6 protein-coding genes and 1 pseudogene are annotated in these 11,588 nt (G+C 50.2%); 3 read left to right on the top strand and 4 right to left on the bottom strand.

Annotation, left to right across the window (positions count from 1 at the left end):
* Positions 1–69: 69 nt before the first annotated feature.
* From PCPL58_RS08640 to PCPL58_RS08625, 4 genes and pseudogenes are all read right to left on the bottom strand, one after another.
* Entirely contained in the window at positions 70–555 is a 486-nt protein-coding gene (locus PCPL58_RS08640) for a hypothetical protein (RefSeq protein ID WP_054080736.1), read from the bottom strand.
* Positions 556–1,164: 609 nt separating this feature from the next.
* Positions 1,165–5,787, bottom strand: coding sequence for an NACHT domain-containing protein (locus tag PCPL58_RS08635; protein WP_232002908.1), 4,623 nt, complete (start codon positions 5,785–5,787; stop codon positions 1,165–1,167).
* 250 nt (positions 5,788–6,037) lie between these two features.
* Positions 6,038–6,220: a hypothetical protein gene (locus PCPL58_RS08630; protein WP_065349239.1), complete on the bottom strand. Its 183-nt coding sequence runs from the start codon at positions 6,218–6,220 to the stop codon at positions 6,038–6,040.
* Between the two features lie 68 nt (positions 6,221–6,288).
* Positions 6,289–9,225 (bottom strand): annotated as a pseudogene (locus PCPL58_RS08625) (type ISP restriction/modification enzyme); the annotation flags it as partial.
* A 195-nt stretch (positions 9,226–9,420) separates the two neighbouring features.
* Here PCPL58_RS08625 and trbJ point away from each other — a divergent pair.
* From trbJ to trbL, 3 genes are read left to right on the top strand one after another with little or no spacing between them, the layout of a single operon-like run.
* A complete protein-coding gene (gene trbJ / locus PCPL58_RS08620) occupies positions 9,421–10,263 on the top strand; it encodes a P-type conjugative transfer protein TrbJ (protein WP_065349237.1) in 843 nt (280 codons plus the stop codon).
* Between the two features lie 2 nt (positions 10,264–10,265).
* Positions 10,266–10,451, top strand: a complete 186-nt coding sequence (locus PCPL58_RS08615) for a hypothetical protein (RefSeq protein ID WP_065349236.1) — start codon at positions 10,266–10,268, stop codon at positions 10,449–10,451.
* Between the two features lie 2 nt (positions 10,452–10,453).
* Positions 10,454–11,575 (top strand): TrbL/VirB6 family protein, encoded by a 1,122-nt coding sequence (gene trbL, locus PCPL58_RS08610; protein WP_462687372.1) that lies wholly within the window; start codon positions 10,454–10,456, stop codon positions 11,573–11,575.
* Positions 11,576–11,588 lie beyond the last annotated feature (13 nt).

The following is an 11,588-nucleotide window of genomic DNA, read 5'->3' as shown; positions in this document are numbered from 1 at the left end:
CGTATGCTCGCGGGCGCGAAAATCACGCCCTGCCAAGGCCTCACAGGTTGCAGCGCGCCCCTTCCGTGGTCAGTCGCGCACCAGCTTCAGCAGTCCGCCGTCATACCAGGAAAGAGCTAACGCCCCATCCTGTGCCAAGAAAAATGCCGGCGTTTCTTTATCAAAAGGACCCCAGCTTCCAGATTTGCATTCAACGCTATAGCGGTCGGCTTTTTCGATACCAAGCTTATGGAGTTGTGGCTCTAGTTCAGCTCCACTGATCGGCGGAAGCTTATGAAAAACAGGCCCCTTGCACACATCTTCCGTCGAGTTTGCCGACGCCTTCCATGCAAGCTGGTCGTGATTGAAACTGAGACGTCGCCCCATAAAGCTCGGATCATCATCCCCCAGTGCCTGCACGCCCGAGTCTGATACCGCTACACCTGCAACATGCCAGCTACCGTAAAGCGCACTTTCTCCAGGCTGATGGTGCTGTGCAGCGTCCATATTCGCTGCGCATCCTGTCAGCGACAATATGATCAGAAAGGATGAACTGTAAGGAAATCGGGATTTCATGAAGGGGATCCTTAGTTTTTGCGGCTGCGGATATTGAATCTTTTTGCTGGATGCCCCGGCGTCAAAGTTAGGGGCTCGGGGGGCCTTTGAGCGGATTTTCCGTAACGATTTTCCTCGAACTTCAGATCAGTTTCAAATGAGGTGCTTTGCGGTCGACGAAGGACGGCGTCATTGGTTACGGCGGCGGCAAATGATCGCTTTACCCAAGTCTGAAGTTTACTCAGAGGCTGTCTGATGCTCTCGAAAAATTGGAAGAGAAGCAGGTGAAGCAGCGCTGGATATTTCGCAGGCTCGGCTCGTCTGATAAATCACGCCGTATAAACACCGTGCTTGGCGACGCACAAAACTGCCAGAATTTGCCAGACCCAAAAAGCCAAAAGCCCGTAATTAAGCGGTATTCAGGGTCTTCCTTACTAATTGGCGTAGATCAGTGCCGGATAATCTAATGACTTCCACGCAGTTATAAATAAGACGCGCTCATACAAATAATTTATGGATTTAAAGGCACATATAATTCCAAAACCATGAAAATACTATTAGGGTGAATTACCTCTCCAAAGGACCGTATCGCTAGGATAGTTCGCCTTCCAAGGCACCAGGCGGGGCTACTCAACGGCGCAAAGCAAATGCTGCTGCGTCCTCTGCGCCATAAACCTCAGCGTCAAGCAGACGCTCATAGATAGTCATCGCACGAGTTTTAATCTCTATTGGTGAGCGCTGAAGTGCAATCACAAGCTCTATAAATTCGCCGTCATGCATCCCTCTAACCGTCCTTTCTGGCGATGTAAGTGCAAGTTCAGTTGCAGCCTCTGCGATTTCAAGCACCAGCAGCTCAAACCCAGGATACAGCAGCAGGTGCCGAAGCGAGCGTACAAACAGCAGCATCATAGACTCTTTGAGCAGATCAATATTTAAGGCAATGCACGCCAGCAGGGCTCGCGTCATTTCGTCGGCAGGCAATCGCTGGCCACTATTGAAAGCCGTAGATAAGGCATGTGCCTCAAAACCTCCGACAATACTGGCTACAGCGATGAGGTAGACATGCGAGCGACTTCGAATATCGCGATCAGGTTCGCGCCATCCCGCAGCAGCCGCAAATAACACGCCGCACTTGGCAAAAATATCGCTCCCTGCCATCACCGCTTCGACTATATCGCCCATCTCACCAGAAGCAGCGTTATCGACAATCAAGCTAGCTGCAGAGAACTCACCACCAATCTGTTTGAGTTTATTATTGCTATGCCTGAGCCAGAAATTAACTATCTCCTGTTTTATAGCCATCCCCATACGACCGCGCAGATGCCACAATGAATGGACTACTGCAGCATCTTCAAACGCGGTAGGAAACCTTCGCCAGATCGCCTCAATCAGTTCGCCAACTCTTGAGGCATCCGCCCACCAGAGCTCATGCGACCTGAACATTAATATTGCCGCCCATACTTCGGGATCCTCAGGATAACTGACATGTAGTTCTAACTCTGCAAGCCAACCATCACAGTCCACACCATCACGATTGAAATATCCTTCAGCAATTGCTGACAGCAACGTGAAGTTGCGCTGAGGGAGGATGTGTCCTCCGCCACCGCGACCAAACAATATGACTTCGGGGCGCTGATTCGGCTTCTCGTTACGCTCTCGATTCGATTTGTTCAGCTCCGAATGGCGTACCGCCTCTCCGGCCAAAATTTCTGGGTCACGCTGTAGCAAACTCCGAAGCATCTCGATGTCACGGTCCTCGAGCCCTTTCATGCGTTTTGCCAGTGCAGCCATAGCACTGGCAGCGTCATGGCAAAAATCACTCGACGAGAAACCACGGATATGAAGATTCCAAATCATCGCCTTCAGCGTAGAGGCATCGACCGCTTCGATCGCTGACAATTCGCGAATAGCTGCATCCGCAGCCCGTTCATGTTTACCAGAATTGAAGCGATTAATGATGCGAAGTGCACGATCCGGAAAAGACTTTGCGAATGCAGCAAAAGCACTGGCCAACTCGATGACACCACCTCTCATCCAATTTTTTGGGTGACCGTGGTGGCCAGCATGATCATGAACCTCATCGAGCATGGCAAAGATTGCATCCTCACTAGCTCTCGCCATTTGATCATGGGTCATGGGTGAGCCAACAAATTGCGCCATCGGTCGACCTCCACGAATCGCGCGGAGCTTAGGTTGATTGACGCTCCATTCATCAACCTGCCTGCGACGCCTCGCGTTCAAACTCTGTGCAGGCAGCTCGGCGAGCAAACGCAGTCGAAGTTCCTCGGACCAACGCAGGAAGTTTCTCCGCTGGGAGGGGTCCCACTCCTCCTGCAAGCCCTCTTTCCAGGGCTCCCAAGACTCGATATAGTCGCGAATACGCTCAATGTCAGCTAGGCAAAGGTAGGGAACAATCTGGGCGATCAGATTGCTTGATGACCAGCCACAGATTATCTGACCAACACTTCTTTCATCGTCGAACATGTCGCTACCCAGATGAAGTCGTCGCTGATCCGCAAAAAGAAAAGCAAGTGCATGCTCATTAAGAAGTATCGGATTTGCTGCCAAAGTGTCGGCAACTAGCGACTGGACCTCGTCAATTTCTACATCAACAACACTAGTAAGTAAGGTGCTCACACCTACAGGGTCGGATACTGCTACCCTCTCGAGCGAATTCCTCAGAAGCTGCGTCAAATGGCCCTCGCCAGAGTCATATTTCCAATCATATGGAATAGATATTGACTGCGGATACCTATGCCCAAAACGTCCATCGCCAACCTCTCGCGATGCTACTCTGACAAACCAGGGCAGGAGCCGTTCGGCACAATATAGCGGTGCGGCTGCCGCAATCTTTTCAACATCATAAACTGTGATGCCGTTGTGCTGATTCCCAGTCTGTGTCTCAGCCCAAAATGAGATGATATCCAAAGCAACGCGGGTATTACCGCTCTCATGCAAAGCTTTGGCGTAGTGGGATATCGCCCAATCTGCCAGCGCCGTTCGACTGAATATCTTACGGACATGAGCGATTGCACGATTGGACGCAATCCCAGAACGCTCACAGAGACTAAACACGTCTCCGTCATGTGAAGCATCTGACCAATAGCGATCGACCAGATCCATGACGTGACTTGGGTCCTCCGCAACCTCTCGAACGAGCAACATAGTCGCATTCCAGCGATGCTTCTCGTCCTGCATAAGAAAAGGCAGGAGCGGCAGGAGCCCTGCCCTCCAGCGCGGCCATCTTATCGCTACCTGCCTGAATGCCCGATTCGCAAGTGCATGATCGTTACGCGCCATCCAATCGACCCAAGCAATATCACTTACGCTCGGATCATCAGCACTCGCCAAATAATCGGCCACAAGATGGCGCAAATGTCTGCGTGTCTTGGGGTTTGGTAGCAACAAGCGAATAGACACCTCATAGGAAGCCATATCAACCCTTCGCATGTGCTCAAGGCCGCGCAAGACTGTTCCCCGCGCAAATAACCCTTCCTGGCGACTCCATGCGTAATCAGCCAACTCTTGTGCGGTTCGGAGTGTCTTAGCTTGGAAATCATCGAGCCATGACTGATGACTGAATCCAATGCTGGCGTCTTCACGGATGACGATGCCAATCGACTCGGCCCAACGCAGCATCTCGCTGTAGTCCGGGTCATAGTAAGCGGCCGGCCGCCAGAGGCTCTCATACTGCGTCATGTCAGCTGCGAGCTGGCGCAAGAACGCCAGACAAGAAGCACGCGCGGCCCCTACAGGTAGTTTTTTGTCGAGCCATCGATCAAGTAAGTTTGCTGCCGTAAAATCCGCAGGATTCAAGCCAGATTTGGCAAGATCGACGTATATACCGAGAGCAAAAGGTGTACGCAGTGCCTCTTTGATACTATCCGGCACGACAGTGGAGTCGATACCGAGCTCACCAAGCAGTGTGGATATCTGCTCGAACGGAGGAAGAGTAAGTAGTAACTCATCCGCATCAAGCAACCTAAATCGAGCGTCGAACTTCGCCTCAAATGGTCGCGAAGAAACGATGACATGAATGGGAAGTTTATTGCCCTCTTGACTCTCTGCCTCCTGTAGCCGAGACGCAAGGCGAAGTAAGACCTGCATGCGCTGTGAACTCTGGTCCATTACTTCACTGACAGCGTCAAGCTGATCAATGATCAGCACAACCGGGGCTTCAACCGCCAGCGAGAGAAGCTCCTGTTCGATATCACCTGACATACCAAGATCGCGAGCGAGGTCGGCGAAATTCACAATATTAGGGCTAAGCATGTCGGCCTTTATCGCTAGCACAGTCTGGCCGCGGGCTTTGAGGGCACAATACAGCTCAGCGAGAAGCGCTGACTTCCCAGTCCCTGCTCCTCCGACGACCAGCGTGGAGCCTGCAGGATGCCGATTGATCCGCTGGATCAGATCGTCGAACTCTGGCCGCTCTATATGCTGCCCCCAAATCAGTTGAGGCCAGTCGGCCAGACCGCGCGACCCGCGCGTGATGTCTTCCTCAACATCAGCTCTGTTGAATGTTTGTGTGCTCTTTGAGACCAAGCCAACTGCAGCGAACCGAGCCTCAATCATGGCCTCGGCATCCTCCACAGCCACGACAAGTTGAACTTTGAAAAACCGCTGACGGACAGCAGGGATGCACTCCAGTAACGCGTCGAGGTCGACTGGTCTAAGAAGCTCATATTTCAGGTTCTTCAGGGCAGTCCTGATGACTGGCATGACAGCCTCGATCTTCAGCATCGAGAATGCTTCATACTTTTTAATGACGTCGGTAGCCAGACCTAAAAGCACTGTTTCATTGGCAGTTAGCCAAGTCTGTGGCGCATCGAAAAAATCGGTTGTAGTGCTGGCAGGATCTGAAGCAAGTGCAAGAATAAATCGGAAACCGGCCAGGTCCGGCATAAGCGCCGGCTCAAGCACGGCATTTAGAAGGAACTTGATTACCTCACGGAGCGTGTCCGGACGGGTGAAACCAGCCTTAACCTTTTTGCACTGAATAAGCCCAACTGGTCGCTCATCCTTCGTGAGCCAAACATCCCGCCCTTGATCAGCTCCTGTGACCATCAAGCGAGCAGTGCTGTACCACGACAATTCAGATGCACGCCCTCGATAGATGCTGTACAGGAGAAGTTCAAAATCAGCGTCCGTTAACGCAAGATAATTTGCTCTATCTGGTCCCACACGCCCTTCGTCTACTGCCCTGACGTGAGCGTACTCAACGTTAATCTCATCATCTGTGAGGACTTTCATACTGGTCTTCCGTATTTGACGACATCCAGCTCCCGAAGGAGAGCCGCTGCCAACGCAATGCGGCTCTTTCAATAGCGAGAATAAGCCATTAGTGCGGGCATGAAAAAACCGGCCAAAGCCGGTTCTTTCATGCAGCCATGCAGCACTGTGGGCTCACTCCCACTCTATTATCAATTAGTCTAGCCCCCCCCTGATAAAGGGCCTAAGCACGTATAAACCGTGACGATACCATGGAAAGTGCCATATTCTGTTAGTTTTTACGTTCGCCAGAGCGCGTACTTTTGATGGCTAGATCCGGTGAAAGCTGACGCCTCAAAATAGCCATCTCATCCTTATCGCCAGTCCGACGCACCTCAGCAAGCAGCTCATCAGCGTAAGACGGATTCGCCTGGAAAAGCTTTGCCATTGCTTCATCATGACTGCGGTCTTTCATTGCTTGCCCTGTTTCAACGTAAAAGTTTGATGATCTGAGCCAGCTCTAGCTGGCATCAGAGGCTCAGCTCAAATATCCAAGGGAGGTAACGCTCTCACGATATCCATCGTCTTAACGCTGACAGTCACAATGCGCTGGAAGAGCTCTAGCGGATATTTAGAATTGCGCATTGTTTCAGTCGACCAGTCATTGGCATCATTGACGATACCACTGACCTTATCAGCTCGAACAGACTGTCGCTCCATAACCCACTCTAACGCTGGACGGCCGTTGACCATATAATCCCAAGCGGTCTCCGGAATACCCTTTATTGTGATCCGATGATTATAGAGCACAGTCGTCTTATCGCCTTTTTTTGCAGGCTTCATTTTATTTACGCGATAATCCGCAGTTGATAGGCCTCCACTAATCTCGATGAGCAAAGGATAAAGTTCAACAGACTCATAATTTAGATGTAGGCCTGCCAAATTCCTTCCAGCCGTACTATACCTCCAAAAATCAACGGCGCTTTTGACTTTTGGAATGCGAGGCAATTCCTTGCTCAAATTGTCTGCATAACGCTCGCGATAGTCTGGAGAATGTAGGATTCCATAGACGTAATAAAACACATCTTCTTTTGTTATTTTTTCACCTGGATAAGCCAATAAGAAATGCTCTAGACCTCTCTCAGTGATAGCACTGGACCGACCTTGCTCAGTAACATCTTCCGTCTTAAAAAGTCCGTCATCCGCAGAAGATATTTCTTCCTTGTGAAGATACATAGGATAGCATTGAGCACCCGCAACCAAATGCAAGTTAGGCACATAGTTTGTAACAAGAGCAGTAAACCCTTTCGTCTCACCTGTCCCCGTGACACAGATAACTATGTTCTCGCGCGCATTTCTGGGAAAATATCGCGGCATCAAGTGACGCGTCCAATTCCAGCTTTTATTTGCGTAGACCCATTCCTTGGAGAAAGGCCTATACATAGAAATCACAAAATCCTCTTCTTTAACGACGTGAAATCTTTCTTTTTTAAAATCACCAACAATATCAGAAGTCCATTTTATCTTCGTCTTATCCCGAGATAAAAAACCTTCAACTTCGTCCTTGCTTAGCCCCAACAGCTTGAATCTTGAGAGCTCAGAATTATAGAAGGAGATCATGCTAGATACATTTTCAACCAACTTACTTCTTGAGCAATTATATGTCCACTCATCGCGATTTGTTTTAATGCCCATTGAGTAAGAGCCAAAAATGCAATCGTCACCCTTACCCTCTTTAGCCCCGATGCAAATATGGCTAGAGAAGCTTTCATCCCTCTGACCTAACCAGTCACCATGATCGTTTGGTGTAATTTCTTGCCACTCGCTCACATTCTCAATGCTAATCAAGTTGGAAATTTTTTCAAGCTTCTCTTCTCGACTGAGGTATTCGCCAATATCGTGGAAAAATATTTCGCCATGACTACCTTTCGTTGGATTTTTTACTAAGAAGGAGATAGCAATTGGCGCACGACTACCGCCGCCAAAAATCTTTCCGCCTTCTTTACGCGACCGCTCACCCGACGTGTACTGGTTACCTCGCAGGTGAAATACGTAAATACTAGAAAACTCTTCAGCTAAGCATTTGCGAAGTCCGTCTGTTGTATTTGCTTCAACCCAGCCAGCATTCGTAACAAAGCCAATAATTCCAGCATCCCCAACGCGATCACTAGCCCAACGGATAGCCCTGATGTAAGAGTCATAAATCTTGCTCTTACCCATTTTCTTAGATGACTTATTGACATACGTATCAGATATACGAGTGTCTAAAGACGGATACTCAACATTCTTATTATTTTCATCATCCTTATCTCCAGAAGAGTAGGGTGGGTTGCCGACAATGACCCTGATATCTAACATTTTTTGGCGCTTACGGCGCGCACTATTATCTTCCAGAAGCCCACTTACCAGATCATCCCTTTCATACATTTGAAAAGTATCAGTAAGACAGATTCCCTCGAACGGAGTATAGGGAACTGAGGCTTCATCATGATATGTTGTCTCAATATTTATGGCAGCAATATAATAGGCAAGCAACACCAACTCATTGGCATGAATTTCGTGACGGTACTTATGGGTCAATTTATCCGGACCGATCAAGCCAGACTGGATAAGGCGCGTAATAAACGTCCCGGTACCTGTGAAGGGGTCTATAATATGCACCCCTTCAGCACCCAAATCTTGACCAAATTCTTTCTTAAGCAAATGATTGACGCTGTGGAGAATGAAATCTACAACCTCAATTGGAGTATAAACAATACCCAATCTTTTCGCTAAATTTGGGAACGCACCATTGAAAAACTTATCATAGAGCTCTTTGATAACCCGTTGCTTACCTTCAGAATTATTAATACCTGAGGCGCGCAACCTAACGGTACTATAGAACTTCTCTAGTGTATCAGCTTCTTTTTCAAGATTATGTTCATGAAGCGCGTCTAACACACCCTGCATAGCTTTAGACATGGGATTATTACTAGCAAAACTATACTCCTCAAACAACGCGTCGAACACCGGCTTAGTTATCAAATGTTGGGCTAACATTTCAATAATTTCACCATCGGTGATACTGTCGTTCAAGTCGTCGCGCAGCTCGGCAGCAAAATTTGCGAATGCAGCCTTCTCTTTGCCATATTCCGGATTTTCCAGAATACCCTGAATGCGGTCAATGTGAGTACGGGCAATCTTGGCGATATCACCAGCCCACTCCTCCCAGTGGTGGCGGTTACCGCACTTGTCGACGATCTTGGCGTAGATAGCCTTCTCGATTTCACCCACTTCATAGGCCAGCTCTGCCTGCTGGGTCAGTTGCCCGGGAGCATCATTGTTCTTGCTACCAATGCCGTACTGGCCTTTGCCTGCTTTTCCGTTGCTTGTGCCGGAAGATTTCTTGGCCTTCTTCTCGGCCTTGTCGGTAATGGCGATGACTTCCATCTTGCGCGGATCTGAACCGATCAGGTCGAGCTTGTTACCAGCAACACTAAATATCCGGCACATCGACAAGTCGACGTCGACTGATTGAAAGTACATCCAGTCGGCTTTTTTGAGAACATTCGGAAAATGTATCGCCACCAGTCGATATCTCCCATGTCAACCTAATTAGTCAATCACTCCATCGATGCAACCGGCATATCGGGGCACGATCAGGCACGAATCAAAGTGACTGATAGAGGCCGGGATATGCATCAAAAAATCATAGCGTTCATCACAGAAAAAACGCTGCCAGCAAGATTTACTGCGCGCAAAAAGACCGTTCCTGCTGACCGGAAACTCATTCGCCATGCGGCCTATGGTGCCAACATAGCTCGAGCCGCCTTTGTTGGGTTGGCCGTATACATCGCCCCGTTCCCGGCATACGCCATATATTGCTCGAACTGCTCGACGTTCTATCAACAGATGTTTGAATACGCCGAACAGGTCAACACGGCGCTGAATACCGCCGAGCAGTTGCAAACGCAGATTCAGCAATATCAAAACATGGTCACGCAAGGTACGGGCCTGCCCGACTCCATGTTTGGCAGCATCGCGGCCGATCTGAAAAACGTGGTCAGCATCTACAACCGCTCGCAGGCATTGGGCCGCCAAATCCAGAACATAGACTCGCAGTTCAACATGACATTTCCGGGCTTCGAGTCCTACCTAAATCAAGCCGCGAACTCGGCGGAGGTCCCGACGCAAGATCGTTATCTGAAGTGGTCAGAGCAGGGGCGTGACAACGTGAAAGCAGCTATGGAAGCGGCGAACCTCAATACAGGCGCTTTCGAATCTGAAGACGCGCAGCTTGCCAGCATGGTTTCCCGTTCGCAGTCGGCCGTGGGGCGGATGCAAGCGATTCAGGCGGGCAACGAAATCGCCTCGCAGAACGTTCAGCAACTGCAAAAGTTGCGCGACCTGGTGGCCACGCAAATCAACATGCAGGGCAACTACATGGCTCAGCAGGGCGACCGGAAGGCCGCTAGCGAAGCAGCCGAACAGCGCTTCGAAGCGCGTAAAAACAACTGGGGGCCTTCCGAGGATTTCTAACCATGTTCATATCTAAAAATCTTATCGTTGGATTATGCATCGCCTCTGCTCTTAGTGGCGCGGTTCTGTCCGGATTCATTATTTCTATCCGCACCGACTGCGTGGCTGTAGAGCGGTCGATGCAACCAGATACAGATAAGGACTTTGAAGCCCGGAAAAACAACTGGGGCCCATCTGAGGATTTCTAACTATGCAACGCTCAGCATTTCTAGCACTCGTTAGTGCAATGCTCTTGCTTTCGGCCGGTAGTGCGATGGCGGCAGGAGACGTAACTCAAAGCAATGAAATGAACGGGCTTTTGCGGTTGCTTTATCAGGCTGCAAGTGAGTGGTCACCACGGCTACAGGGTTATGCACTCAAATTACTGGCGTCTCTCGCTCTCATCCAATTGGTTTGGACGTTCATGCCTTTAGTGATGAAACAAGCTGACTTAGGCGAAGTTGTCGGCGAGCTGATCCGCTTCTTCATGGTCATTGGCTTTTTCTACGCAGTCATTGAGCATTCCGTTCAATGGGCGACAGCCGTAGTGGACAGTTTCCGAGAAGCTGCGGGCACGGCTAGCGGTTTGGGCCGTGCGCTTCAGCCCGGTGATATGTTCGCGGTGGCTGTCAACTTCTCACGTACCATCGTGGAGGGAATTTCAGTTTTTTCTCCGGGTAAAGCAGTACTTATCGCGCTTGTTGGGTGCTTGGTTTTACTGTGCTTCGCCTTCATCGCGGCATTCATGTTTGTAACGCTTGTAGAGTCGTACGTCATCATCAATGCCTCCGTGCTGTTCTTCGGTTTCGGTGGTTCGCAATGGACTCGGGATTTTGCAATTGCACCGCTCCGTTTCGTTGTTGCAGTAGGCGCCAAGCTTTTCGTCTTAACATTGATCGTCGGAATTATTGTCACATCGGCTAAGTCCTGGTTAGCGGCTTACACAAATGACGAAGCATCCCTGATGACATTGGCGGGGTTAGCTCTGGTATGCGCCTATTTGACCAAGACTATTCCCGAACTGATTGGCGGGATGATCAGCGGCACGTCAATGGGCGGCGGTTCGGCCATCGGCGGAATGGCTGCGGCTGCCGCAGCCGGTGCGGCTGCCGCAGTCACCACCATTGCCACGGCTGGTGCCGCTGCGCCAGCCGCCGCTAACGCGCTTGGCGTTGCAGGTGGTGGTGCAAGTACCGCTGGGGCTGCTGGTAGCGGAGGATTGGCTGGCGCAATCAACTCCAGCTTTGCCGGTGCTACAAACTCCGGCACCGGTGCAGCAGCGTCAATGGGCAACGCCGCATCCTCTGGAGCGGGTGGTCGCGCCGGAAAGTAGCAGGAAGTTCAAG

The organism is Pseudomonas cerasi, from assembly GCF_900074915.1.
In the GTDB taxonomy this organism is placed as follows: Bacteria; Pseudomonadota; Gammaproteobacteria; order Pseudomonadales; family Pseudomonadaceae; genus Aquipseudomonas; species Aquipseudomonas cerasi.
Note: the sequence above shows the minus strand (reverse complement) of the source record. Positions and strands in the feature narration are given on the sequence as shown.

What these genes read in the sequence shown, in the direction of transcription:
- PCPL58_RS08640 (WP_054080736.1), bottom strand. Translation starts at nt 555, where the DNA reads ATGAAATCCCGATTTCCTTACAGTTCATCCTTTCTGATCATATTGTCG.
- PCPL58_RS08635 (WP_232002908.1), bottom strand. Translation starts at nt 5,787, where the DNA reads ATGAAAGTCCTCACAGATGATGAGATTAACGTTGAGTACGCTCACGTC.
- PCPL58_RS08630 (WP_065349239.1), bottom strand. Translation starts at nt 6,220, where the DNA reads ATGAAAGACCGCAGTCATGATGAAGCAATGGCAAAGCTTTTCCAGGCG.
- trbJ (WP_065349237.1), top strand. Translation starts at nt 9,421, where the DNA reads ATGCATCAAAAAATCATAGCGTTCATCACAGAAAAAACGCTGCCAGCA.
- PCPL58_RS08615 (WP_065349236.1), top strand. Translation starts at nt 10,266, where the DNA reads ATGTTCATATCTAAAAATCTTATCGTTGGATTATGCATCGCCTCTGCT.
- trbL (WP_462687372.1), top strand. Translation starts at nt 10,454, where the DNA reads ATGCAACGCTCAGCATTTCTAGCACTCGTTAGTGCAATGCTCTTGCTT.